This window comes from Arenimonas soli, assembly GCF_014643775.1.
Lineage (GTDB): Bacteria > Pseudomonadota > Gammaproteobacteria > Xanthomonadales > Xanthomonadaceae > Arenimonas > Arenimonas soli.
The window spans coordinates 44,602-69,584 of the sequence record NZ_BMKC01000004.1 but is presented as its reverse complement, the minus strand read 5'-3'; the positions used below and the strand labels follow the sequence as shown (position 1 = coordinate 69,584).

Annotated in this window: 21 protein-coding genes; 11 read left to right on the top strand and 10 right to left on the bottom strand. The window is 70.6% G+C overall.

Going from position 1 to position 24,983, the window contains the following annotated elements; genetic code table 11:
- Window positions 1-47 precede the first annotated feature (47 nt).
- From IEX13_RS13540 to IEX13_RS13530, 3 genes are read right to left on the bottom strand one after another with little or no spacing between them, the layout of a single operon-like run.
- On the bottom strand, window positions 48-539 hold the full coding sequence (locus IEX13_RS13540; RefSeq protein ID WP_188665554.1) for a RidA family protein: 492 nt from the start codon (window positions 537-539) through the stop codon (window positions 48-50).
- Window positions 536-1,003, bottom strand: a complete 468-nt coding sequence (locus IEX13_RS13535) for a c-type cytochrome (RefSeq protein WP_188665550.1) — start codon at window positions 1,001-1,003, stop codon at window positions 536-538. Before IEX13_RS13535 ends, IEX13_RS13540 begins: the two co-directional genes overlap by 4 nt.
- Window positions 1,000-2,583: a flavin monoamine oxidase family protein gene (locus tag IEX13_RS13530; protein ID WP_188665547.1), complete on the bottom strand. Its 1,584-nt coding sequence runs from the start codon at window positions 2,581-2,583 to the stop codon at window positions 1,000-1,002. The genes IEX13_RS13535 and IEX13_RS13530 overlap by 4 nt, the downstream gene beginning before the upstream one ends.
- Before the next feature lie 220 nt (window positions 2,584-2,803).
- On the opposite strand from IEX13_RS13530, the gene IEX13_RS13525 reads away from it, so the two are divergent.
- Complete coding sequence (locus tag IEX13_RS13525; RefSeq protein ID WP_188665544.1) at window positions 2,804-3,253, top strand: hypothetical protein; 450 nt, start codon at window positions 2,804-2,806, stop codon at window positions 3,251-3,253.
- Window positions 3,254-3,372: 119 nt separating this feature from the next.
- A complete protein-coding gene (locus IEX13_RS13520) occupies window positions 3,373-5,430 on the top strand; it encodes a phospholipid carrier-dependent glycosyltransferase (protein WP_188665541.1) in 2,058 nt (685 codons plus the stop codon).
- On the opposite strand, the gene IEX13_RS13515 is transcribed toward IEX13_RS13520, so the two are convergent.
- On the bottom strand, window positions 5,431-8,484 hold the full coding sequence (locus IEX13_RS13515) for an efflux RND transporter permease subunit (RefSeq protein ID WP_188665532.1): 3,054 nt from the start codon (window positions 8,482-8,484) through the stop codon (window positions 5,431-5,433).
- A 5-nt stretch (window positions 8,485-8,489) separates the two neighbouring features.
- On the bottom strand, window positions 8,490-9,569 hold the full coding sequence (locus IEX13_RS13510; RefSeq protein ID WP_188665530.1) for an efflux RND transporter periplasmic adaptor subunit: 1,080 nt from the start codon (window positions 9,567-9,569) through the stop codon (window positions 8,490-8,492).
- Between the two features lie 126 nt (window positions 9,570-9,695).
- Between IEX13_RS13510 and IEX13_RS13505 the strand changes: the two genes are divergently transcribed.
- From IEX13_RS13505 to glnE, 3 genes are all read left to right on the top strand, one after another.
- Complete coding sequence (locus IEX13_RS13505) at window positions 9,696-10,904, top strand: magnesium transporter (RefSeq protein ID WP_188665528.1); 1,209 nt, start codon at window positions 9,696-9,698, stop codon at window positions 10,902-10,904.
- Between the two features lie 172 nt (window positions 10,905-11,076).
- Complete coding sequence (locus tag IEX13_RS13500) at window positions 11,077-12,000, top strand: hypothetical protein (protein ID WP_188665525.1); 924 nt, start codon at window positions 11,077-11,079, stop codon at window positions 11,998-12,000.
- 47 nt (window positions 12,001-12,047) lie between these two features.
- The gene (gene glnE / locus IEX13_RS13495) at window positions 12,048-14,837 is read left to right on the top strand and encodes a bifunctional [glutamate--ammonia ligase]-adenylyl-L-tyrosine phosphorylase/[glutamate--ammonia-ligase] adenylyltransferase (RefSeq protein WP_188665522.1); all 2,790 of its coding nucleotides are present in this window, start codon (window positions 12,048-12,050) and stop codon (window positions 14,835-14,837) included.
- Window positions 14,838-14,844: 7 nt separating this feature from the next.
- Here glnE and IEX13_RS13490 read toward each other — a convergent pair whose 3' ends face one another.
- The 3 genes from IEX13_RS13490 to IEX13_RS13480 are packed head-to-tail and all read right to left on the bottom strand — an operon-like array spanning window position 14,845 to window position 17,038.
- A complete protein-coding gene (locus tag IEX13_RS13490; protein WP_188665519.1) occupies window positions 14,845-15,201 on the bottom strand; it encodes a DUF6404 family protein in 357 nt (118 codons plus the stop codon).
- A gap of 27 nt (window positions 15,202-15,228) precedes the next feature.
- On the bottom strand, window positions 15,229-16,182 hold the full coding sequence (locus IEX13_RS13485) for a mitochondrial fission ELM1 family protein (protein WP_188665517.1): 954 nt from the start codon (window positions 16,180-16,182) through the stop codon (window positions 15,229-15,231).
- A gap of 58 nt (window positions 16,183-16,240) precedes the next feature.
- Window positions 16,241-17,038 (bottom strand): hypothetical protein, encoded by a 798-nt coding sequence (locus tag IEX13_RS13480; protein WP_188665516.1) that lies wholly within the window; start codon window positions 17,036-17,038, stop codon window positions 16,241-16,243.
- A 208-nt stretch (window positions 17,039-17,246) separates the two neighbouring features.
- On the opposite strand from IEX13_RS13480, the gene IEX13_RS13475 reads away from it, so the two are divergent.
- The 5 genes from IEX13_RS13475 to IEX13_RS13455 are packed head-to-tail and all read left to right on the top strand — an operon-like array spanning window position 17,247 to window position 21,343.
- The gene (locus IEX13_RS13475) at window positions 17,247-17,822 is read left to right on the top strand and encodes a YceI family protein (protein ID WP_188665514.1); all 576 of its coding nucleotides are present in this window, start codon (window positions 17,247-17,249) and stop codon (window positions 17,820-17,822) included.
- Window positions 17,823-17,879: 57 nt separating this feature from the next.
- Window positions 17,880-18,083: a zinc-finger domain-containing protein gene (locus IEX13_RS13470; RefSeq protein WP_188665513.1), complete on the top strand. Its 204-nt coding sequence runs from the start codon at window positions 17,880-17,882 to the stop codon at window positions 18,081-18,083.
- Between the two features lie 22 nt (window positions 18,084-18,105).
- Window positions 18,106-19,218, top strand: coding sequence for a glycosyltransferase (locus tag IEX13_RS13465; RefSeq protein ID WP_188665511.1), 1,113 nt, complete (start codon window positions 18,106-18,108; stop codon window positions 19,216-19,218).
- Complete coding sequence (locus IEX13_RS13460) at window positions 19,196-20,458, top strand: O-antigen ligase family protein (protein ID WP_188665509.1); 1,263 nt, start codon at window positions 19,196-19,198, stop codon at window positions 20,456-20,458. The genes IEX13_RS13465 and IEX13_RS13460 overlap by 23 nt, the downstream gene beginning before the upstream one ends.
- 6 nt (window positions 20,459-20,464) lie before the next feature.
- The gene (locus IEX13_RS13455; RefSeq protein WP_188665506.1) at window positions 20,465-21,343 is read left to right on the top strand and encodes a lysophospholipid acyltransferase family protein; all 879 of its coding nucleotides are present in this window, start codon (window positions 20,465-20,467) and stop codon (window positions 21,341-21,343) included.
- Here IEX13_RS13455 and lpxL read toward each other — a convergent pair whose 3' ends face one another.
- Entirely contained in the window at window positions 21,344-22,255 is a 912-nt protein-coding gene (gene lpxL, locus IEX13_RS13450; RefSeq protein ID WP_188665503.1) for an LpxL/LpxP family Kdo(2)-lipid IV(A) lauroyl/palmitoleoyl acyltransferase, read from the bottom strand.
- Window positions 22,256-22,290: 35 nt separating this feature from the next.
- Between lpxL and waaA the strand changes: the two genes are divergently transcribed.
- On the top strand, window positions 22,291-23,619 hold the full coding sequence (gene waaA / locus IEX13_RS13445; protein ID WP_188665501.1) for a lipid IV(A) 3-deoxy-D-manno-octulosonic acid transferase: 1,329 nt from the start codon (window positions 22,291-22,293) through the stop codon (window positions 23,617-23,619).
- A 6-nt stretch (window positions 23,620-23,625) separates the two neighbouring features.
- On the opposite strand, the gene IEX13_RS13440 is transcribed toward waaA, so the two are convergent.
- Complete coding sequence (locus tag IEX13_RS13440; protein ID WP_188665498.1) at window positions 23,626-24,981, bottom strand: TolC family outer membrane protein; 1,356 nt, start codon at window positions 24,979-24,981, stop codon at window positions 23,626-23,628.
- Window positions 24,982-24,983: the final 2 nt, after the last annotated feature.

The window sequence follows — 24,983 nt, the reverse complement described above, 5'->3', positions numbered from 1 at the left end:
GCCGGTATCGACGCCGACAATCCCAACCGGACCCGCCGAGACTCCCCTCAGGGCCGGACCGCGGTGACCTCGATTTCCACCAGGAAGCCGGGGTTGGCCAACGCCGCCACCTGCATGGTCGAACGCGCCGGCAGGTTCGGCTGTTCCTCGGTGCCGAAGAACTGCACGTAGCCCTTCATGAAGCCGCTGAAGTCCATCCGGCCCGCCTTGTCGGGGTCGCCGACCAGGAAGACCTGCATCTTCACCACGTCGCCCATGGTCAGGCCCAGGCCTTCGAGCTGGGCCTGGATGCGGCCGAGCACCGCCACCGTCTGAGCTTCGGTGTTGCCGTAGGCCGCGATGCTGTCGGCGGGTTCGTCCGCGTTCGCCACGGGCGGCACCGCGCCGCTGAGGTAAACCGTGGTGCGACCGGCCGGCACTTCCACCGCCGCGGCGATGGGGAAGTTGCTGTTGGGAATCTTGTGCCGCACGACATCGGCGCCGGCGGCAAAGGACGGGGCCAGGACAAGCAGGGCAAGCAGCGGGATGCGGGAATTCATCGACGGTCTCCGGTGGGGTCGCGCAGGGCCGCGACGTCGGCGGCGCTGATCGGGTCGGTGTAGCGGTTGCCAAGATTGGTGCGCAGGTAGTTGACCACCGCGGCCACCTGCTCGTCATCCATCCACGACTGCCCCACGAACAGTTCCTGGCTGCGGTCGCTGCCGAAGGCCGGCATGTTGCGCCGCCCCTTGAGGATGGTCACGGCCAGGTAGGGTGCCGAGGCCGCCTTGGGATTGCCGGCCAGCGCAGGATAGTTGCCCGCGCCGACGGCGCCGCGGCCTTCGGACATGTGGCAGCCCTGGCAGACTTGTTCGTAAATGGCCTTGCCGTCGCGGGCCTGGATCCTGCCGTCCATGGACGCGCGCTGCGACAGCGCCTCTGGATCCGGTGCGTCCTGGCCCATGGCCGGCAGCGCCGCCAAGCCAAGCGCCAGCAGGCAACTCCGGAAGATTCGTGTCTTCATGCCTTTGCTCCTGAATCCACGGCGCGTTCGTGCAGCCGGGTGATCGCGCTCAGCGCCGAGTTGACCGCGCCTTCCTGCCACGCCGGCTGGTAGGAGGCGTGTTCGCCCGCCAGCACGATGCGGCCATCGAAGGCACACAGGTTGGCGTAGTGCTGTTCGCGCAGGCTTTCGGTCCACAGCGCGAAGCAGCCCATCGCGCTGGGCACGCGATGCCAGGACACCGCCATGCCGTTGTCGAACTCCTGCGGATACTGCGGATGCAGGCGGCTGCCCTGCTGCACCGCCTGGTCGATGCGTTGCGCCGGGGTCATGGCGTTGAAGCGGTCGGCGTCGTGTCCCCACACGTAGGCGCCCAGCAGCACCGCCTTGCCCGGTGATTGGTAACCGTGGCTGGGGTAGCCGATGGTGCCGATGGGCTGGGACGTGTAGCTGATGCCGCCGTAGATGTGCTCGTCTTCTTCCCAGAAGCGCCGCTTGAACTGCAGGCCGACCTTGGTGGAGCCGGCATACGGAATCGCGCCGATCGCATCGGCCATGGGCTGGCCGACGTTCATCGGAATCTGGCCCAGCACCGAAAGCGGGATCGTGCACACGCACCAGTCGGCGCGCGCAGTCTGCGGGCTCCCCGGCGCCGCGGCGTCTTCGTAGGTGGCGGTGACGCCCCGCTCGTCCTGGCGGATGTCGACCACCTTGGCGCGGTAGCGGATGGCGTCCCCGAGCTCGCGTCCGAACGCCTTGGCGATGGCGTCCATGCCGCCGACGGGCTGCATCAGCGTGCTTTGCATGTCGTAGAGCTCGCCCAGCGGCAGGAAACCCCAGAGTCCGGACTGCAGGACGTCCGCGGGCTTGAGTGGCTGGGAATAGACCGGCGCGCCCGACGGCCCGCCGCCCGGGTCCCTGGCGTAGCCGCGGCGGTCGTTGCTTTCGTGGCCGCCGGCATAGGCGTAGTTCCGGTCCAGTGCGCCCCACCACTGCAGCGAGGCGAGCAGCATCTCCTGGTCCTCGGCGGTCACCGGCGCATCCAGGGCGCCGCCGCGGGTCGCCTTGGCCAGCAGTTCGGCAATCTGGCCCTGGTAGTCGGCCTTGATGGTGCGCAGGCGCTGCGGCTTGCCGCCGAAGGCCACGGGGTCGTGGAGCAGGGCGTTGTAGTTCACCTGAACGAAGTTCTCCAGCGCCACGCCAAGCCGCCGGCAATAGGACAGGATGCCGTGGTGGTGGTGCGGCAGGCGCCAGGGGCCGGGATTGATGTACTGGCCGGGCGCGAAGCCGCAGTCCTGGGTGTCGCCGCCGAGTTCGGTGTAGCGGTCGCCGCCGCGCAGGGTCCACACGCGGCCGCCGGGGCGGTCGTTGAACTCCAGCACCTGCACTTGGTAACCGGCGTTGCGCAGCTCGAGCGCGGCCACCATGCCGGCGATGCCGGCACCGAGCACCAGCACCGACGCGCCGCGCGGGGCGGCGCCGAGTTTCGGGAAACCGGTGAAGCCGCTTTCGGCGGCGAAGCCCAGGCTGGTCATGGCCTGGTACATCACCGCGCTGCCGCCGGCCAAACCGATCAGGCGAAGCAGCTGGCGGCGGGACATCGTGCCGGTCTTGGCCGGGAGCTGACGGGGGTCCGAAGTCATCGCGCAGCTCCAGGGGTATTCGAAAGAGCTAACGAGTTGAGGCGAACGGGTCGGCCAAACCCCAGCCCAAGCCGCAAAACTGCTTCCCCGCCGTCAGTTTTCCCGGCCAATGGCCTGCCACCGGGCGTAGCGTCCGCTGCGGGACAGTCCCGTCCCGCCAACCATCCAGGGGAACACCATGAAGACGATCTGCAAGCTGCTGGCCCTGTCGCTGCTGCTGTCCGCGGCGTCCGCGTGGGCCCAGCTCAAGCCCTACACCGACTACGAGCCGAGCCAGGAAGTGACGCACATCACGACGATCAAGGTGCACGCCAACATGATCGACGATTACCTGGAAGGCATCCGGGAAACCTGGGTGGCCTCGAACAAGCTGGCCAAGGAATTGGGGCACATCAAGGGCTACAGCGTCTGGGTCACCGAGCTGCCCAATTCCGGCGATTTCAACATCGTGCTGGCGGTCGACTATGCCAGTGGCGCGGACATGCAGCCCTCGAAGGAGCGCTACGACGCCTTCATGAAGGCCTGGGGCAAGGCCAACGAAGCCAAGACCCGCGAGCTGGTGAAGAACTACCCGGCGATGCGCGACATCACCGGCGAGTACACGATGCGCCAGATCACGTTCAAGTAAACCGTGACCGACACGCCGGACGCTCCTGGAGCCACGGGGGCGCCCGGCGTCCAGGGATTGGCCGATTCCGGCCCTGCATTACGGTCATTGCTCAAGCGCACCGCAGGAAGCCACGACCGATGCCCACGCCGTCCTCCCGCTTCCGCCCCTGGGGCCTTGCCTTGCTGCTGGCCCTGGTTGGCCTCGCCGTCCTGCGCTCCCACGTCGGGACACAGCAAGACGGCTTCACCATCGACGAGCCCTGGCATGTGGTCGCAGGTGTTTCCTATCTCCGTACCGGGGACTTCCGGCTCAACCCCGAACATCCGCCGCTGGTGAAGCTGGTGGCGGGTGCGGCCCAGGACCGCGACTTCGTGCTGCCGCCGCTGCCGCCGCTGGCCGAGAAGTCGCAGGAGCGCGAATGGGTCGAGGACGTGACCTTCCAGCACAACGACGCCGCTGCCGCACAACAGAGGTCGCGCCTGGCCATGTGGACCTTCCATGGCGGGCTGCTCCTGGCTCTGGGCCTGCTGCTGTGGCGTGCGCTCGGCCTGGCCTGGGCAGGCGGAACGCTGGCTTTTCTTGCCATCGAACCCAGCGTGGCCGCGCACCTGCCCGTGGTGATGACCGACCTGCCGCTGGCCCTGGGCCTTGCCGTGGCGGCCGTGGCCGTCGGCTTGATGCTAGAGGGCTGGCGATGGCGCTGGGTGCTGGCGACCGGGCTGGCCCTGGGCCTGGTGCTGGCCAGCAAACACTCCGCGCTGGCCGGCCTGGCGGGCCTGGCCCTGGTCGCGGCCGCCGGGGCGGTCGCGGGCTGGCGGCAGGGTCGCTGGCCGGAAGTGCTGCGTCGTCTGGGCAAGGCCGCGGCGGCGGGCGCGCTGGCGCTGGCGGTGCTGTGGGCCACGTACGGCTTCCAGTTCCACGCCGGTCCGGACGGGCAGGACCGGTTCAACCGGGCAATGGCGGACAAGGTCGCCGACCTGCATATCCCGCATTGGCGGGCAGGCATCGGTTTCGCGGACGAATGGCGACTCTTGCCACGCGCCTATCTCTGGGGCCTCGCGGACACCGTGCGCGCGGGTGTCGAGGGCCGGGGCCAGGCCACGCATTTCGTCTGGGGCGTCAACCACAAGGGCGCGCCTCCCTGGTTCACCTGGCCAAGCATCTTGCTGGCCAAGGTGCCGCTGGCCTTGATGGCCATGGCGCTGGCGGGGCTCGCCCTGCTTCCCTGGGCCGGGCAGGGCCGCGCCGGACGCTGGACGCTGCTGGCGGCGTTGGGCGCAGGCGCCCTGCACCTGGCGGCCCTGATGTCCGGCCAGGGCACCTATGGCGGCGTGCGCCATGCGCTGCCGATCGTCGTATTGCTCGCCCTGCCGGCGGGCGCCGTGGTTTCCGCCGCCTGGTCCCGACGGACGGCGCTGCGAATGGCGGCGGTCGTGCCCCTGCTGCTGGCCGGGGCAATGACGGCCAGGGAGCCAAGGCTGTGGGAATACCACAACGAACTTGCCGGCGGCACGGCCAACGCCTACCGGAACTTTGGCAACGAGGGCCTGGACCTGGGCCAGCGCTGGCCGGAGATCCATCGCTTCTACCAGGAGACCATCGCCCCGGAGGGCGCGGTGTTCTATTCCTCTTATGGATTCATGGAAGCGCAGGCCCGCGCGGCGAAGGCCAACTACCGCCGAAAGGTCGAAGACATCCGGGACGAGAACCTGGCCGGCATCTACGAGGGCTACTTCATCTACGACATGCCCGACACCCTCCCGTGGCCGGAGTACGGCTGGAATCCGGAACAGGCGCTGCGCGGGCTGGTGCCGGTCAAGCGGCTCGGCAACGCCATCATCTACCGCGGTCGCCAGGAAAGTCCCCTGGCACGCGCCGGGAACATGTACTTCCTGGTGATGCAGCACCTGTATGTCGAGGGCGGCGGCGAAGACGAGATCGTCGCACGACGCCTGCAGGAGGTCCTGGACGTCATGCCCTACCACGTCGGCGCTGCCATCGAGCTGGGCAACGCACGACTCCGACTGGGCGACCGCGCCGGCGCGCTGGCAGCCTATTCGACGCCGCTTGGGCAATCCGCGCTCCCGCCCGAGCCCCTGATACAGGCGCAGCTGGAAGCGCGCGTGGTCGAGCTCACCGACCCGGCGGTGTCATGGCGTGACTTGCCGCCCCTGCGCAATCCTTCGATGGAGTGATCAGGCCGTATTCGCCTTGCGCGTGAACCGCCGGGTGAAGGTCTCCATGGCCGCGAAGGCCGCCGGGATAACCACCAGGCTGAGCAGGGTCGAGGTGGCCAGGCCGCCGATGACGGCGATCGCCATCGGCTGGCGGAAGGCGGCGTCGGCGCCCAGGCCCAGCGCGATCGGCGTCATGCCGGCGGTCATGGCGATGGTGGTCATGATCACCGGGCGCGCGCGCTTGCGGCAGGCGTCCACCAGGGCGTCGTGCATGTTCATGCCCTTTTCGTCCTCGGCGATGACGGCGTAGTCCACCAGCAGGATCGAGTTCTTGGTGGCGATGCCGATCAGCATCAGCAGGCCGATCAGGGCCGGCAGCGACAGCAGCGTTCCCGTTACCAGCATCGCGCCGAAGGCACCGCCGGCCGACAGCGGCACCGCCATCAGGATGATCAGCGGGTGGCTGGCGTGGTTGAACAGCAGCAACAGCACCGCGTACACGCAGAACAGGCCGGCGCCCATGGCCAGGGCGAATCCGACGAACAGTTCGACGAAGACTTCCGAGTCGCCGGTGTTCTGGATCTGCACGCCGGGCGGCAGGCGCTGCAGTGAAGGCAATTGTTCGACTTCCGCCATCACCTCGCCCAGCGGGCGGCCGTTGAGTTCGGCGGTGAAGGTGATGTTGCGCTGGCGGCCGTAGCGATTGACCTGCGAAGGACCGCTGCCACGGCGGATGTCGGCCACGGCCGACAGCGGCACCGTGCCGCCCTTGGCGCTGGGCACGCGCAGCAGGGTCAGCAGGTCCTGGTCGGACAGGTTTTCTTCGGCCAGGCGGACGCGGATCGGCACCTGGCGATCGGGCAGGTTCAACTTGGCCAGGCGCTGGCGGAAGTCGCCGCTGGTGGCGATGCGCGCGGCTTCGGCGATGTCCGCGGTGGACACGCCCAGGTCGGCGGCGCGGCGGGCGTCGGGAACGATCACCAGCTCGGGCCGCAGCAGCGAGGCGGTGGAGCTGATGGTGCCCAGGCCGGGCAGCGACCGCAGGTCGCGCTCGAAGTCCCCCGCGGCGCGATACAGGCGCTCGGGGTCGTCGCCGCTGAGCACCAGCATCAGCTGTTCGCCGGGTTCGCTGCTGAGGAATCGCTGGCGCACGCCGGGTAGCGCGGTCAGGCGCTCGCGCACGTCGCGCTCGAGCTCCTTCTGCGACCGGTCGCGGTCGCCTTCGGGGCCCCAGTCCAGCACCATCGTGACCTTGCGCACTTCGCCGAAGCCGCTCACCGCCGGGTCGCCGAGGTCGAGCACGCCGCCGACGGTGGCGTAGGCCAGGCGCAGTTCCGGGATGTCGCTGATCAGGGCGCGGGCGCGCTCGCTCATTTCGGCGGTCTGCTCCAGGCGGGCGCCGGGCGGAAGTTCCAGGCTCAGGTTGCTGCGGCCCAGGTCCGAGCCCGGGATGAAGGTGGCCGGGATGAAATAGGCGATCCCCAACGAACCGATGAACATCACCAGCGCCAGGAACAGCGTCTTGAAGCGGTTGGCCAGCGCCCATTCCACCAGGCGCAGGTAACGCGCCATCAGCTTCGATTCCTTTTCGACGTGCGGCTTGGCCTTGAGCTGGTAGGCCGCCATCATCGGCGTCAACAGGCGCGCGACCATCAGCGAGAAGATCACCGCCGTCGCCGCGGTCCAGCCGAATTCAAGGAAGAACTTGCCGGCGATGCCGGGCATGAAGGCCACCGGGATGAACACCGCGGCCAGCGTCGCCGAGGTGGCGATGACGGCCAGGCCGATTTCGTCGGCGGCCTCGGTGGCGGCCTGCTTGGGCGGTTTGCCCATGGCCAGGTGGCGGTCGATGTTCTCGACTTCGACGATGGCGTCGTCCACCAGGATGCCCACCACCACCGCCAGCGCCAGCAGCGTGATCATGTTCAGGCTGAAACCCAGCAGCCAGATGACGCCGAAGGTGGGGATGATCGACAGCGGCAGCGCCAGCGCCGAGATCCAGGTCGCGCGCCAGTCGCGCAGGAAGAACCACACCACCAGCACCGCCAGCGCCGCGCCTTCCCAGAGCATGTGCATGGATGACTTGAACGAGGCGCGAACTTCGTCGATGGCCGTGCTGACGAGCTTGAACTGCACGCGCGGGTGTTCGGCTTCCAGTTCCCGGATGGCCTTCTCGACGCCTTCGCCGACATCGACCTCGCTCGAGCCCACCGTGCGGCTGATGCCGAAGCTCACCACTGGCTGGCCGTCGATCAGGGCCAGCTGCCGGCGCTCGGCGTGGCCGTCGGTGACCGTGGCCAGCGCCACCAGCGGCAGCTGGCTGCCGTCGGGCAGCACGATCGGGAACTGTTCCAGCATTTGCGCGCTGTCCACCGTGCCCACGGCGCGAATGGCCTGTTCGCTGCTGCCCTGGGTGGCGCGGCCGCCCGAACGTTCCAGCTGCGAACGCGCCAGCTGGGCCGAGACGTCGCCGGCGGTGATGCCGTAGGCGGCCAGCACGCCCGGGCGCAGGTCCACCTGCACCTCGCGGTCGATGCCGCCGCTGCGCACCACGGTACCGACGCCGCGCACCGAGAACAGCTTCTTGGTGACTTCGTTGTCGACGAACCAGCTCAGCTCGTCCTCGCCCAGGCTGTCCGAGGCGACGGCATAGGTGACCAGGGTGCCGCCGACGATCTCGATCCTGGCGACCACCGGGTCTTCGATGTCGCCGGGCAGGTCGGCGCGGATGCGCGCCACCGCGTCGCGTACTTCATCGAGGGCATTGGAGATGTCCTTGCCGATGCGGAACTCGACGAAAGTCGTCGACGAGCCCTCGGTGACCGTGCTCACCAGCTTGTTGATGTCGGCCAGGCTGGCCACCGAGTCCTCGACCTTGCGGGTGACCTCGGTTTCCAGCTGGCTGGGCGTGGCGCCCGGCAGCACCACGGTGACGGTCACGCCCGGAAAGGAAACGTCCGGGAAGCGCGACACCGCCAGCTGCTGGAAGCCGAACAGGCCGACCAGGGTGAGCAGGATGAACAACAGGATCGCCGGCAGCGGCCGGTTGATGGACCAGGCGGAGAAGTTCATGCCGCTCAGCCCCCGCTGGCCGCGACCACGCGCACCAGGTCACCATCGGCGAGGAAACCGGCGCCTTCGACCACCACGCGTTCGTCGCCCTGCAGGCCTTCGGTGACTTCGACCACGTCGCCGCTGCGCGCGCCCAGTTCGACGCGGCGCTGGGCGACGACATCCCCTTCGCCGACCACGAACAGGTAGCGGTAGCCGTCACGTTCGACGATGGCGGCGGCGGGCACGGTGCGCACCTCGCGTTCGGCCAGCAGGATTTCGCCCGGCGCGTACATGCCGGCGCGCAGGCCGCCCGGGTCGGGCAGGTCGGCGTACACGGTGCCGGTGCGGCTGCGGCTGTCCAGGCCCGGTGAAATCGTGCGCACGCTGCCTTCGACCGGCTGGCCGTCGGGCGCCTGCAGGCGCACGGGCATGCCTTCGGCGACCTGCACCAGCGCGGCTTCGGGCAGTTCGGCGCGCCATTCCAGGCGCTGGTCGCGGATCAGCCGCAGCAGCTCGGCGCCGGCCGTGATCACCTGGCCGGGCTGCACGTTGCGCGCCGAAATGACGCCGTCGTGCGGCGCGCGCAGCGTGGCGAAACCCAGGCGCAGGCGGGCGTTTTCGACCTGGGAAAGGGCGGTGTCGCGCTGGGCCCTGGCGGTGAGTTCGCCGGCGATCAGCTGGTCGGCTTCGCTGGCGGCGACCAGTTGTTCGCGCTTGAGCATTTCGCCGCGGCGGGCGTTGGCGCTGGCGACGCTGAGGTTGGCCTCGGCCTGGGCCAGCGCGGCCTGGGCCTGGCGCAGTTCCATGCCCAGGGTGCGGGTGTCGAGCTGCAGCAGCGGCTGGCCCTCGCGCACTTCGTCGCCGACTTCCACGTCCACCGAGGCCACCCGCTGGCCGGAGAGTTCGACGCCCAGCACCACCTCTTCCCAGGCGGCGACCGAGCCCGAGGCGGCGATGCGCCGGGGCAGGGTCTGCATGGCCGGCTCGGCGACGCTGACGCTCAAAGAAGGCGTGGAAGGCGGAGCGGCCTGGTCGGCACCGCAGGCGGCAAGCAGCAGGCCGCACGAAATCGCGAGCAGGGCTCGCAGGTCAGACGCCGTCATTGGTTTTTCGCCGTGGGGGTGCGAGACCGCGATTGTCCCAGAACAACAGCGGGCGCGCATGGCCGCCGGGCTGTCCGTTCGGCTAGGCTTAAGCCGTTTTCGAAGGTTTCCACCCGGGAGAAGTGCGTGAGCCCAAACACTGCGGCACCGGACCAGGCGCTGGCCAAGCGCATCGCCGCGCTCGACACCGAATCGGCGATCAAGCGGCTGCAGGGCATCGCGGCGGCGGACGTGGCGCAGCTGCTGGCCAGCCTGCCGCCGGCGCGGGCCAACGACCTGCTGGCCGCGATGCCGGTCGGCGAGCGCACGGCGGTGATGGCCGCGGCCCCCGCGGGCACCGACTGGGCCGACAGCCAGCGCTACCCGGAAGGCTCCGTGGGCCGGCTCATCGAAGACCCGCCGGCGGTGTTCCCGGCCGGCACGCGGGTCAGCCAGGCCGTGGACGCCCTGCGCGACGTGGTCAGGAAGCGCCTGGTCACCTACCTGTGGGTGGTCGATGCCGACCAGCGCCTGGTCGGGGTGGTGGCCTTCCGCGACCTGCTTTATGCCGATCGCGACCGCCCGCTGGACGAGATCATGATCCGCTCGCCGTTCTGCCTGCGGCCGGGCCAGGACCTGGTGGACGCCATGCGCGAAGTGGTGACGCGCCACTACCCGGTTTACCCGGTCTGCGAAGGCGACGGCCACCTGGTGGGCCAGGTGCGCGGGCAGGTGTTGTTCGAACAGCAGGCCTTCGAAATCTCGGCCCAGGCCGGTTCCATGGTCGGCGTCGAAAAGGAAGAACGCCTGGCGACGCCGCTGTGGCGCGCCTTCAAATTCCGGAATCCCTGGCTGCTGGTGAACCTGCTGACGGTGTTCGTGGCGGCGGCGGTGGTGGGCTTTTTCGAGGACACGATCAACAAGGTGGTGGTGCTGGCGGTGTTCCTGCCGGTGCTCGGTGGCCAGAGCGGAAACCTGGGCGCGCAGTCGATGGCGGTGATGCTGCGCGGCATGACCCTGGGCGAACTCAAGGCCACGCGCATCGCCGGCATCGTCACCAAGGAAGGCGTGCTGGGCCTGATCAACGGCGCGGTGACCGGCGCGATCGCCGGCGCGGCCATGTATTGGGTCGTGGCCCGCGACGGCGGCGAGAACGCGCTGGCCCTGGGCTTGATCACGCTGGCGGCGATGTCCCTGAGCTGCATGGTCGCGGGCCTGGCCGGGTCGACGATCCCGCTGGCGCTCAAGCGCATGGGCGCGGACCCGGCCACCGCCTCGAGCATCTTCCTCACGACCCTGACCGACGTGGTCAGCATGGGCTCTTTCCTGGCCCTGGTGACCTGGCTGGTGATCTGATCCCGGCGCCGATGTTGCACTGCAACGTGCAACATTTCCGCCCCCACGCCACGATGCAGGCGCTTCCGACGTGGGGGAGGGAGCTGAAAGCCCGCAGCTGCTCAAGCGCTGCGGGCTTTCTTTTTTGCCCGCCTCGCCCCGCTTCCCTTTCCAGGCAAGCCGAGGAGTCGCCATGAATCGCCCATTGACCGCCGCGCTGGCTGCATTCGTCCTGGCTGGCTGCGCCACGGTGCCCGACCGGCAAAGCGCCGCGGACACGACCGCGGAGGCGCCCAAGCGGGCTTTCATCGAACGTAGCCTCGTCGTCGCCCCGGAGTCGCTGGGCGAATTCCGCCTGGCCGGGATGGACGACTTTCCCGACCAGCCCCAGGCGGGTGTCGCGCTGCAGTTCAACCACCCTGACTTTCCGGACGTGGTCATCAGCCTGTTCGTCTATCCGGTCGGTCGCGTGGACCGGGAGACGGCGCTCGAACAGGGCATGGAGCAGTTCCGCCGGGAGCTGGCGATGCTGTCGGCCCAGGGCCACTATGCCGACGTGGCCTACGGCGACGAAACCGCCTTCGACCTCGACGCCGTGGCGCAGGACGGACAAGCCGTCGTTCCGGACCTCCCCCCGGAAGTGCCGGAAACGGACAAGCCGGCAAGCAGCGAAGAACGGTTCCTGGCCTTGGTCGCCGAAATCGAACCTGGCATGGACACCACGCTCGGCAGGCGGCTGCCGCTGCGCTTCACGCGCGACGGGCGCCCCACCGATTCGGCTACCTTCATGTTCTATCGCGGCCTGCACCTTTACAAAGGCCGGGTCAGCGCTGCGGCGGGCGCCCTGCCCGCCGACAGTTTCGAGCGCTTCGCCAACCATGCGATGACCCGGATCGTGCCGGCCGTCCAGGTGCGCAATACCGGGGGCTGCGACCAGACATCGATCACCATCGATTCCCAGGCCGGTGAAGAGCAGCAACAGGAGCAGCTGATGCGCGGCATCATCGAAAGCGCGAGGCGCAATGAGGACGAGAAATGCAAGCCCGTCCTGGACAAGTCCGTGCCGGCCGGACATCGCGCCATCGAGCTGGTCTACCCCGCGTCGATGTGGAATTGAGGTTGATGGCCGGCTGGATCCCGTCCCAGCCGTGACAGAATCGGCGCATGCCGGACAACGAATCGCTGGACCACGCTGTCGACACGCTGGTGGAGCGCGCCCTGGCCCGCCTGGCCGAGCGCGCGCCGGCCGCGGCCAGTCCGTCGCGCCGCCCGGCGCTGGCAAAGCTGGCGATCGCCAGCGACTTCGCGATCGATACGCTGGTGCGGCAGCCGGCCCTGCTTGAAACGCTGGACGACCCGCTGGTCACCGTGCCCGACCTGGGCGCCGACGCGGCGGCCGACTGGCCGTCGCTGCTGCGGCGCTGGCGCGCCCGGCAGTCCACGCGCCTGGTCTGGCGCGACGTCATGGGCATCGACGACGTCGACGCCACGCTTGCCGGCGCCAGCCGCATCGCCGACCAGGCCCTGCAGGCCGGCGTGCAGGCGCTGATCGGACCGCTCGAACAGGCCCATGGCCTGGTGCGCAATCAGGACGGGCAGGTGCAGTCGCTGGTGGTGTTCGGCCTGGGCAAGCTGGGCGGCCACGAACTGAATTTCAGCTCCGACGTCGACCTGGTCTTCGCCTTTCCCGAACACGGCGTGTCCGACGGCCCGCGCCCGCTGGAGGCCGAAGCCTGGTTCACCCGCCTCGGGCAGCGCCTGGCGCAGTTGCTGGGCGACGTCACCGGCGACGGCTTCTGCCACCGCGTCGACCTGCGCCTGCGTCCGTTCGGCGCCAGCGGGCGCCTGGCCCTGAGCTTCGGCGCGATGGAACAGTACTACCAGCGCGAAGGTCGCGACTGGGAGCGCTACGCCTGGATCAAGGCCCGCCCGGTGGCCGGCGACCTCGCCGCCGGCCAGCGCCTGCTCGACACCCTGCGGCCCTTCGTCTACCGGCGCTACCTCGACTACAGCGCGCTCGACGGCCTGCGCGAGATGAAGGCACTGATCAGCGCCGAAGTGCAGCGCCGCGAACTGGCCGAGGACCTCAAGCTCGGTCCCGGCGGCATCCGCGAAGTCGAGTTCCTGGTGCAGGCGCTGCAGCTTATCCGCGCCGGCCGCGAACCGGGACTGCGCGGCCGGTCCCTGCTGCCGGTGCTGGCCGCGCTGGCCGATGCCGGCCACGTCAAGGCCGCCACCGCACAGCGCCTGGCCACCGCCTACCGCTACCTGCGCCGGCTGGAGAACCGCGTGCAGATGCTGGCCGACCAGCAGGTGCACGCCCTGCCCGACGACCCGCTGCTGCGCCATCGCATCGCCCGCGGCCTGGGCCATCCGGGCGAAGGCGAACTGCTGGCCGAACTCGATGGCCATCGCGCCGTCGTGGCCGAGGAATTCTCCGGCCTGCTGGAGGCGCGCCGCCGGCGCAAGGCGCCGGTCAGTTCGCTGGTGCAGTACTGGCGCGCGCTGCCCGATGGCGGCGACCCCGCGGTGCTGGCCGACGCCGGCTTCGAAAACGCGGAAATCCAGGACGCCCACCTGCGCGACTTCGCGCGCACGCCGGCGGTGCGCTCCCTGTCCTCGCGCGGTCGCCAGCGCTTGGACAACGTGCTGCCGGAACTGCTGGCCGCCGCCGCCCGTTCGCAGGCGCCCGACGCCGCCCTGCCGCGCGGCCTGGCCCTGCTGCAGGCCGTGACCCGCCGTACCAGCTACCTGGCGCTGCTCGACGAACAGCCGGCCGCGCTGGCGCGCCTGGTGGACGTCACCGCGCGCAGCGCGCTGCTGTCCGAACGCCTGGCCGCGCATCCGCTGCTGCTCGACGAACTGCTCGATACCCGCGCCGCCGGCCCGGTCCCCGACGACGGCGAGATCACCGAGCTCGTGGCCGAGGCGGCTTCGCGCCTGCCGCCGGGGGACATCGAGGCGGGGCTCAATGCGCTAAACGAAATGCGCCAGGCCATCGGTTTCCGCGTGGCGCTGGCGACCATGGGCCTGCGCCTGCCGCCGGTGCAGTCGGCGTCGCGCCTGGCGACGCTGGCCGAGTCGCTGCTGGCGGTGCTGCTGCGCCTGGCCGAAGACGACCTGGCGCGCCAGCACGGCCGCGTGCCCGGCGCCGGCCTGGCGGTGCTGGGCTACGGCAGCCTGGGCGGGCGCGAACTGGGCTTCGGGTCCGACCTCGACCTGGTGTTCCTGCACGACGCACCGCCCGACGCCAGCTCGGACGGCGACCGTCCGCTCGACGCCAATCGCTATTTCGGCCGGCTGGCACAGCGCCTGGTCAGCCTGCTGGGCACGGTCACCGGCGCCGGCAAGCTCTACGAAGTGGACGTGCGCCTGCGGCCCGATGGCGCCCAGGGCATGCTGGTTTCAAGCCTGGACAGCTTCGCCGACTACCAGCGCCAGCGCGCCTGGACCTGGGAGCGGCAGGCATTGGTTCGCGCCCGGCCGATCGCAGGTGCGCCGGCCGTGCTCGACGCCTTCGACCGCATCCGCCGCGACACCCTGCGCACACCGCGCGAGCCCGATGCGCTGCGCGACGACGTGCTGAAGATGCGCCGGCGCATGCGCGCCGAACTCGACCGCAGCAACGCCGCCCGCTTCGACCTCAAGCAGGGCGAGGGCGGCCTGGTGGATCTGGAATTCCTGCTGCAGGCCCTGGTGCTGCTGCACGCCGGCGAACACCCGGCGCTGTGCGAACCGCGCGACACGCCGGGACTGCTTCGCGCCGTCGATGCCGCCGGGTTGCTGCCCCCCGGCAGCCTGCAGCCCCTGCTCGACGCCCACGCGCTGATGGTGGACATGGGCCTGGACTGCACCCTCGACCAGCGCCCGCGCCTGGTCCCCCCGGACGACGCGCTCGATGCCGCCCGCGCGCAGGTGCGAATCGCCTGCCAAGCCAGCCAGCTACCCTTCTGAAATGGGGTCAGGGGCCGCGGTAGTTGGGCCAGTCGGGAAGGCGGTGCTTTTTCGCGTAGTAGCGGTAGTAGCTGGCCATGGCCAGGCCGAAGAACAGGCCGGCCAGCAGGGCGACGCCCGCCGAGGCAGCCACTGTCATGCCTTCCCGCCACCACATGAACACCCACATCAGCAGGCCCCAGCCGATCGCGAAGAACAGGCCGGTGCCGAAGGCCAGCGGCAGGAAGCCCATGAAGATCGGCGGCGGCGTCTGCAGCCCGGCCTGCCACATCATTCGCCAGGCGGGCGGCGCCAGCGTGTAGGGCGAAAAACCCAGCGGCACCAGGTGGCGCTGCATCGCCTCGACTTTTTCGGAATGGTTCACGCGCGGGCTCCAGAGAAAGCCGAGTTTCTACAGCGAAAACCGGTCATGCACCAGCGCGGCGATGCGCGGGGTTTCGCGCAGCGCCTGCGCAGGGCTGTCTTCGGGTAGCTTGCCCAGCACCCGGATGCGGCCACGCGCCAGCATCGCGTCGAGGTAGCGACGGACGCGGCCGCTGGCGCGCTGGGGTTCGGGCACGTAGACCGGGCATTCGGTGGCGCAGGCTTCGGACACCATGTTCACCGAGTCGGGGCTGACCACGATGCGGTCGGCCCAGCCCAGGGCGCCGGCGTAGGGGTTTTCGCCGTCGCCGGCGTCGAACCAGCGTTGTCCCGGCACGTCGGCCCAGTAGGTGCGCGCCAGCGCCGCCAGTTTGGCCGGTGTTCGCCGCGAACCGATCACCAGCAGGCTGCCGCCGTCCATGGCCAGCCAGTGTTCAAGCTTGGCGGCCATCACTTCGAAGGCGCCGCGGTCGAAGCGCACCGCCGGCGTGGGCCCGCCCAGCAGCACCACCGTGCGCGGGCCGGGCAACTGGCCCAGCGCGGGAAAATCGCGGCGGCCCTGCGCCAGCCAGGCATCGTCCACGGGGTTGAGGCTGCCGCACAGGGTGATGACGTTGGCGCCGGTGCGGCCGTCGTGTTCGGGCGCAACCACCAGGTCCCAGTGCGTCGTCGGCAAACGCGGATGCAGCACCTGCACGACGCGCGCGCCGCGTTCGCGCAGCAGCCGGGTGGCCAGGGCGGCGCGTCGCCCGGCGCCGATGGCCAGGGCCGGGGGTGATTCCAGGGCGGCCAGGAAGGCGGGGCCGAACGCCCTTTCCGCGCCGGGCAATCGCCGCGGTGCCAGCCAGCTCCAGGGGGCGGCGGTCTGAAGGCAAAGCTCGCGCCCTTCCGGCGCCAGCGCCTGCGCCAGCGCCAGCGCCTGCCGGCGATGGCCGGCGGCGCCGTCGTGCAGGGTCCAGCAGGTGAGGGGAAGGCCAAGCATCGGCCAAGCCTAGCCGGAACGGTGGCGGCACCGCGAGGCCGCGGTGCCGCCGGACGCTTCAGTCGCCGGTGAGGCGGGTGCCGAAGTTGATGTTGGCCGAATCGACCAGGGTGGCCTGGCCCTGCAGCGACATGCGGATGGTGATGGGCTCGCGGAAGAAGCGACGCGCCTGGGCTTCGGTCAGGCCGTAGCCGTTGACGAGCGAACGCTTGCTGACGATGCCGCCGATGCAGGTGCGGGTCTGGGTGAACTGCTCGAGCACGAAGTCCCCGGGCTCGAGGTAGCCCGAGACGTTGATCGCGCCGACGCCCACTTCGATGGCGCCGTTGTAGGGCGTGCCGGTATTGGGGTCGCTCAGTCCGTCCAGCACCTCGCTTTCGATCCGGTAGGTGGGGAAGACCCGGAACTGGTAGGGCGCGCGGGTCGCCCCGTAGTTGGCGAATGCCACGCCGGCGATCGGCGTCTGCCAGTGGCAGATCAGCGAGTGGCTGCTGCGGCCGGGCAGGGTGACGACGGCGACGTCCTCCGCGGCGAACGGGGTAGGCGCGCCGGCCGGGTTCAGGGTGATGCAGCGCGGGTCGGCCGGTTCGCCGGGCACGCTGCAGTCGGGCAGCAGGTAGATGTAGCCCGACAGCAGGCCCAGCCACTTCACGTTGCGGCCGAAGCTGTCGGCGTCGCCGACTTCTTCGGGGGTGGGCGCGGCCTTCCGGGCCAGGCCGGCGCGTTCGGCCAGGATGGCGGCGCGGCCTGCGGCCAGCGCCTTCTTCACGTCGGGGGACCGGAAGCTGTCGTCGGCCAGGGCAGGGGCCGTCGCCAGCGCGGTGGCCAGGGCCAGGAACAGGGGGCAGGCTTTCATGCGGATTCTCCTTGGGTGTCCGGCGCCCGGCGGGGCGTCGGGGAGGCCGGCGCAGGGGCGCCCATGCCTCTGCTTGCCTTTACGCAGTAAGTTGGGCGCGGGGTGCCAGAATCGGCGTTGAATGAAACGATACGTTCACTGGGCAGGGCTGCGTTGCGATGGCATGGCCAATAAGCTGGGCCTCCTCGCCAAACCCCGGAGACCCCGCATGAAGTTCAAGCAATTCGCCCTGGCCGGCCTGTTCGCCCTGGCCACCCTGCCGGCCCTGGCCGCCGACACCTACACCATTGACCCCACCCATACCCAGGTCGAGTTCACCTACAGCCACTTCGGTTTCTCCAACATCACCGGCCGTTTCGACAAGGTCGAATCGCAGTTCGCCTTCGACGCCGCCGACCCGACCCGGTCCAGCGTCACCGTCACCATCCCGGTGGACAGCATCAGCACCGGCGTGGAAAAGCTCGACGGGCACCTGCTGAGCGCCGATTTTTTCGACGCTGAAACCTACCCGACCGCGACCTTCACCAGCACCGGCGTCACCGTCGCCGGCGAAGGCAAGCTAGCCGTGGCCGGCGACCTGACCATCCACGGCGTCACCCGACCGGTGGTCATGGACGTCACCATCAACAAGGTCGGCGAGCACCCGATGAGCAAGAAGCCCGCGGCCGGCTTCGACGCCAGCATCGACATCAAGCGCAGCGAATTCGGCGTCGGCGGCTACGCCCCGGCCGTCAGCGACGAAGTGCGCATCGAGATCACCGTCGAGGCCCAGAAGGCCGGATAAGCCGCCCCCGGGGTCCGGGCATGTAAAATGCCGCCCGGACCCCGAAGGACCTTCATCATGTCGCGTACCGACACCGCCACTGCCCGCGGACAGGCCAACGCCGAACGCCGTTACGAGGTTCAGCTGGCCGACCTGCCGCTGTCCTGCCCGACGCCGGCCATGGCGCTGTGGAACTCGCACCCGCGGGTCTACCTGCCGGTCGAGGCCACGGGCGAGGCCATCTGCCCGTACTGCGGCGCCCACTTCGTCCTCAAGGGCTGAGGCCCGGGCGGGTTTCCCGGCCGTGCGCCGCCTCACCGTCGTCCAGCTGCTGCCGGCCCTGCACAGCGGCGGCGTTGAACGTTCCACCCTCGAAATAGCCGCCGCCCTGGTCGCGGCCGGGCACCGCTGCGTCGCCATTTCCGCCGGCGGTCGCTTGCTCGAACGCCTGCTGGCGACCGGCAGCGAACACATTCAACTGCCCGTCGGCCGCAAATCCCTGCTGGCCGCGCCCGGCACGATGCGCCGCCTGCGCGCCGAACTGGCCCGCATCCAGCCCGACATCGTGCACGCCCGTTCGCGCCTGCCGGCCTGGTTGGCCTGGTGGGCCCTGCGCGGCCTGCCAGCGCCGCGTCCGCGTTTTGTCACCACCGTGCACGGCCTGAACTCGCCGGGCCGCTACAGCGGCATCATGCGCCGCGGCGAACGGGTGATCTGCGTTTCCGACACCGTGCGTGGGCACGTGCTCACGCACTGGCCCGACACCGACCCCACCCGCCTGCGGGTGATCCCGCGCGGCATCGACCCGGCGCAGTTCCCGCGTGGCCACCAGGCACCGGAAGACTGGCGCACCGCGTTCGCCGCAGAACACCCGGCACTGCAGGACGGCCGCCTGCTGCTGATGCCCGGCCGCGGCACGCGCCTGAAGGGCCACGCCGACGCCATCGAATTGCTGGCCCGCCTGCGCGGCGCCGGCGAAGACGCCCGGCTGTGGCTGCTGGGCACCCGCGAACCCGGCCGCGAGGCTTATGTAGCCGAACTCGAGGCCCTGGCCCGCGAACGCGGCGTGCTGGCGCAGCTGGTCATCAGCCCGCCCCGCCACGACGTCGTGCACGCCTACGCCGCGGCCGACCTGGTGCTGCAGCTGTCGAACAAACCCGAGGCCTTCGGCCGCACCGTCATCGAAGCGCTGTCGGTGGGCCGCCCGGTGCTGGGCTGGGACCACGGCGGGGTTGGCGAACTGCTGCGTGCACTGTACCCGCTGGGCGCGGTGCGCCGGGGCGAGCACGCCGCGCTGGCCGACGCCGCGCGCGCCATGTTGTCCGGGCCGCCGCCGATGCCGGTTACCATGCCCTACACCCTGGCCGCGATGCAGGCGGCCACGCTGGAGACATATGCAGGCCTCGTCAACGACTGAAAGCCAACTGCGCTGGGCGCCCTGGTGGGTGCTGGCGTCGGTGGCGCTGTGGCCGCTGCCCGGGCCGGCGGAAGCCGTGCTGTCGCTGGGTGCGCTGGCGGCGCTGGCGGTGCTGGCGATACAGCGTTTCCGCGGCGGCATGGCCCTGCTCAGCCACGAGGCCTGGGCGCTGACGACGGTGCTGTTCCTCAGCTACTGGCTGCCCGAGCTGCTGTCCTCGCCCGACGCGCTCAACGCCCGCCGCGCCGTGCGCGAATCCTTGCTGGACCTGCGCTACCTGCCCTTCCTTTGGCTGGTCGCCATCGCCGTTGCCAACGATCGCGGGCGCCGGCTCACCTTCGTCGGCATCGCGGTCATTTGCGGCTTCTGGCTGGTCGACGCCCTGGTGCAGGCGGCCACCGGCTGGAGCCTGGGCGGTCCGGCCACCGCCGACCGGCTGAGCGGCGTCTTCGGTGCCGGCAACCTGAAGCTGGGACTGGTGCTGGCCAGCCTGGCCCCGTTTCCGCTGATCGCCGCCGCCGAACGCTTCGGCCTGGGCGGCTGGCTGCTGGTCGCCATGGGCCTGGTGGCGGTGGTGCTGCTGGCGGGTGCGCGTGCGTCCTGGCTGACCCTGGCCCTGGTGCTGCTGGCCAGCGCCTGGCTGCAGTTCCGCAACCGCCGCGCCATCCTCGTCCTGGTGGCCGGTACGGCGGTGACGCTGGTGTTGGCGACGGCGTTTTCGGACAAGCTGCAGGAGCGCGTGCAGCGCACCGGCGCCATGCTCGACGGCAGCTCCGAAGGCGTGGACCACGCGCTGTCGGGGCGCCTGCCTATCTGGCGCACCGCTGCCAACATGGCCATCGCGCATCCGGTGAACGGCGTCGGCGTGCGCGGTTTCCGCGACGCCTACCCCTTGTATGCCGACGAAGCCGACCCCTGGCTCGACGACCCCGACCATGGCGCCGGCTACCACGCGCACCAGATCGTGCTCGAGGTGCTCAGCGAAACCGGCCTGGTCGGTGCCTTCTTCTGGCTGGGCGGCGCCGCGCTGGCCTGGCGCGCCTGGCAGTTCGCGGGGCCGCAGGCGCGGCGACGCGCCCGGGCGCCCGGCCTGGCCCTGGCGGTGACGGTGTTCCCGCTCAATACCCACCTGGCGTTTTATTCGACCTTCTGGGGCGGACTGACGCTGCTGCTGGCGGCGCTGTATGCCGGCAGCCTGCTGGCGGACAAACCGCGCGGCAACGCCGCCGACGGGGGCTGAGGGCCCATGCCCTGCTTCTTCCAGCCGCTGCTGCAGGCCGTGGCGTGGCTGGCGGGGCGCTTGCCGCAGCGTGGGGTGCTGGCGCTGGGCCGGGCCCTGGCCTGGGGGCTATGGCCGGCGCTGGGTTCGCGCCGGCGCATCGCGCGCATCAACGTGGACCTGTGCTTCCCGGGGCTGGGTGCCGCGGCGCGCCGCCGCCTGGCCGATGCCAGCGTGGTGAACACCGTCGTGGGCGCGCTGGAACTTCTGCGCGCCTGGCATGCGCCGCCTGCCGTCCTGCGTGGCCTGGCCGACATCGAAGGCCTGGACCACCTGCGCGCCGCGCTCGGGCGTGGCCAGGGCGTACTGCTGATGTGCGGCCATTTCACCCATACCGAACTGGCCGTGCGCTTGCTCGGCGAGGCCCTTGGCCGGCCGGTGCGGGTGGTCGTGCGCCGGCACAACGACGCCTGCCTGGAGCGCTGGTTCGAGCGTTCTCGGGCGGCCGTGTACGGGCCGAGCATCGGCAAGAAGGACGTGCGCGGCCTGATCCGCGCGCTGCAGGCGGGCGAGCCGGTGGTGTATTCGGCCGACCAGAACTTCACCTACCAGAACGCCTTCGTGCCCTTCTTCGGCGTGCCCGCCGCCACGCTGACGGCGACGCCGGAGCTGGTGCGGCGCGGCCGCGCGGTGCTGCTGCCGTTCTGGTACCGGCGCGGCGACGACGGCCGCTACCGCATCCGCATTGAAGCCGGCTGGCCGGGCTGGCCGTCCGACGATCCGGTCGAAGACGCCGCGCGCTACATGCGCGAGCTTGAAACCGTGGTGCGCGAATGCCCGGAGCAATACCTGTGGGCGCATCGCCGCTTCAAGACGCGGCCGCCGGGCGAAGCGCCGGTGTACTGATCAATACCGGCGCCGGCTGCCGTCGGGTTGGCGCTTGAAGCGCTGGTGCAACCACAAATACTGCTCGGGCCGCCGGCGGATCAGGCCCTCGAGCGTGGCCATGATGCGGGCGGTGTCGGCGGTGGCGTCGCGGGTGGGAAAGTCTTCCAGCGCCGGCAGGATTTCAATGCGGTAGCGACCATCGTCCAGTCGCTCGTGGAAAAGCGGCAGCACCACCGCGCCGCCCAGGCGCGCCAGCTGGTGGGTGGAGGTGAGGCTCCAGGCCGGCTGCCCGAAGAAGGGCACGAACACGCTGTCGCCGCGCCGGGTCTCCTGGTCGGGCGCGAACCACAGCACGCCCCCTTGTTTGAGATGCCGGATCGCCGGCCGCAGCTCGTCGCGGGCGAACATCGCCTTCGCGTGGCGCAGGCGGCCGCGTTTGACGGCCCACTCCATCGCGGCCTGTTCATGCGGGCGGTACATGGCGCCCAGCTCGACCTGCTGGCATAGCAGCCGCAGGCACACTTCCAGCGTGGTGAAATGCGCCGAGACCAGGATCACGCCGCGGCCACCGGCCTGGGCCGCCTGCAGGTGCTCGATCCCGGTCAGCTCGTAGCCGCGGTCCACCGGCGCCAGCCGGCCCCACCAGGCGCGCAGGAATTCGAACAGGCCCAGGCCCAGGGAAGAAAAATTCTCGCGCAGCAGCTTCTCGCGCGCGGTCGGCGCCATGTCCGGGAAACACAGGGCCAGGTTGGTCGCGGCCACGCGCCGCCGCGAAGGCAGCAGGTGCAGCATCGCCCTTCCCAGCAGCGGCCCGACCCGCCGCTGCAGCCACCAGGGCCAGCGCGCCACCGTCCAGCCCAGGGCCACGCCCAGCCAGGTGGGCCAGGTGCGGGGCGACAGCGGCGGCGGCGGGAAGTCGGGCGGGGCCATGCGGCGGACATTCTAGCCGGGGTATCCTGCGCGCCATGCAACCCACCTTCGGACAGCGCGTCCTGCTGGGCCTCTACGCGCTGGTCCTGCACCTTGCGTTCCCCATCACGCTCTACCACCTGGTCTGGCGCGGCATGCGCCAGCGTGACTACCTGCGCCGGTGGACAGAGCGTTACGGCTGGCTCGAGGGCAAGCTCGACCTGCACGACGCGATCTGGGTGCACGCAGTGTCGGTGGGCGAGGTGATCGCGGCGCGGCCGCTGGTGGACGGCCTGCTGGCGCGCCACCCGGACCGCCCGGTGCTGGTCACCACCATCACGCCGACCGGGTCCGAGCGCGTGCGCGCGCTCTGGGGCGACCGCGTGCACCACGTCTACCTGCCCTACGACCTGCGCGCGATGGTGCGGCGTTTCCTCGACCACGCGCGGCCGGCGCTGGCGGTGATCGTGGAAACCGAGATCTGGCTGAACCTCTACGTGGAGTGCGAACGTCGCGGCATCCCGCTGATGATGGTCAACGCCCGGCTGTCGGAGCGTTCGCTGCGCGGCTACCTGCCGGTGCGCGCCATGGCGAGGCTGGCCATGCAGTCGGTGGACCTGGTGGCGGCGCAGTCGCGCCAGGACGCCGAGCGCCTGGCCCAGATCGGCGCCCGGCGCGAGCGCATCGTCGTCACCGGCAACCTCAAGTACGACCTGCTGCCGCCCGAAGGCGTGCACGAACAGGCCTTGCTGTGGCGCCGCGGCTGGGGCGAAGGCCGGCCGGTGTGGATGGCCGCCAGCACCCACGGTCCCGAAGAGGCCGACGTGCTGGCCGCGCACCAGGCCGTGCTTGAACGGCACCCCGATGCCCTGCTGCTGTGGGCGCCGCGCCATCCCGAACGGTTCGGCCCGGTCGCGGCCCTGGCCCGGGAAGCCGGGCTGGCCGTGCGCACGCGTCGCGGCCAGCGCCTGCCGGTGGCGACGACCCAGGTGTTCATCATCGACACGATCGGCGAGCTGCTGTGGTTCTTCGCCTCGGCCGACCTGGCCTTCGTGGGCGGCAGCCTGTGCCCGGTGGGCGGCCACAACGCGCTTGAACCCGCGGCGCTGGGCGTGCCCAGCGTGGTCGGGCCGCACACCTTCAACTTCGCCGAAGTCACCCGGCGCCTGGGCCAGGCCGGGGGGCTGCTGCAGGTGGGCGACGCATCGGCGCTGGCCGGCACCCTGGGCGAGATGCTCGGGGATCCGGCGCGGTGCCGGGAGATGGGTGCAAAGGCGCGCGCGGAAGTGCGCGCGCTGGGCGGGGCAGTGGGTCGGACGCTGGACCTGGCCGACCAGGTCCTGGCGGGCCGGCGCCAATTCGGCGCCGGCACCGCGGGGGACTAGCGGAGCTTATTCCCCGTCTTCGCTGGCCGGCATGACCAGCGGGGCTTCGGCGTCGGCGGTCAGCACGCTGTTCACGGCCTGCAGGTCTTCGACGGTGATCGTGCCGGCGGCCTGGCGCAGGCGCAGGGTATTGACCAGGAAGGCGTGGCGGGCGCGGGCGTATTCGCGCTGGGCCTGGAACAGCGCCTGCTGGCCGATCAGCACGTCGACGATGGTGCGGGTGCCGACCTCGAGGCCGGCTTCGCTGGCCTCGTAGGCGGCCTGGGCCGACACCACCGACAGGCGGCGGGCTTCGACTTCGGCTTCGCCGGCCACCAGCGACCGCTGGGCGTTGCGGGTGAAGCGCACGACGGCACGGCGTTCCTGTTCCAGCTGATCGGCGGCGATGTCGCGGCCATGCACGGCCTGGCGCACGCCCGACTGCACGGCGCCGCCCGCGTACAGCGGCACGCTGAGCGTGACGCCGACCGTGCTGCCGCCGCCGGAGGTGTTCGGGCCGCCCGGGTACTGGTTCTGCCAGCCGGCGTTGTCGCCGATCGAGGCGCTGGCCGACAGGGTGGGCAGGTGGCCGGAGCGGGCCGTGCGGATGTCACGCTCGGCGGCCGCCAGGGCCAGCTCGGCGGCCAGCAGGTTGGGGTTGGATTCGGTGGCGATGGAAACCCATTCGGCCGCGTCGCCCTCGATGGTGTTCTTGGGCACGAAGCCGGGCTCCAGGCCCTGCATGTTGTCCAGGCGCACGCCGGTGATTTCGGCCAGGGCCTCGTGGGCGTCCTCGAGCGCGGTGGCGGCGGCGATGGCGTTGGCGCGGGCGCTGTCGTAGCGGGCGCGGGCCTCGTGCACGTCGGTGATCGGCGCCAGGCCCACTTCCAGGCGCTTGTCGGCCTGGTCGAGCTGGCGCTTGACCGAACGTTCCTCGGCGCGCGAGGACACCAGGGTTTCGATGGCGGTGAGCACGTTGAAGTAGGCGTCGGCGACGCGGACGATCAGGTTGTCGGCCTGGGCGCGCAGCTGGAAGGCGGCCTGTTCGTCGCGCAGCTTGCTGGCGTTGAGCGAGGTGTAGTTGCCGTAGTCGTACAGCGACTGGCTGAGGCTGGCGCCGTAGCTGCGGTCGCGGCTGTACATGTCCTGGCCGCGCACGCGGGAGTCGGTGAGGCTGGCGCTGGCGCTGATCTGCGGCAGCAGGCGGGCGCGGGCCTGCACGACGTTTTCGCCGGTGGCCAGGCGCTGGGATTCGGCGGCGGCGAGCACGGGGTCGGACTCGCGGGCCATCTGGAAGGCATCCATGAGATCCGCGGCCGAAACACTGCCGGCGGCGCCGGCAAGCAGGATGGCGGAAGCGAGGGGACGAAGGCTCAGGCGCATGG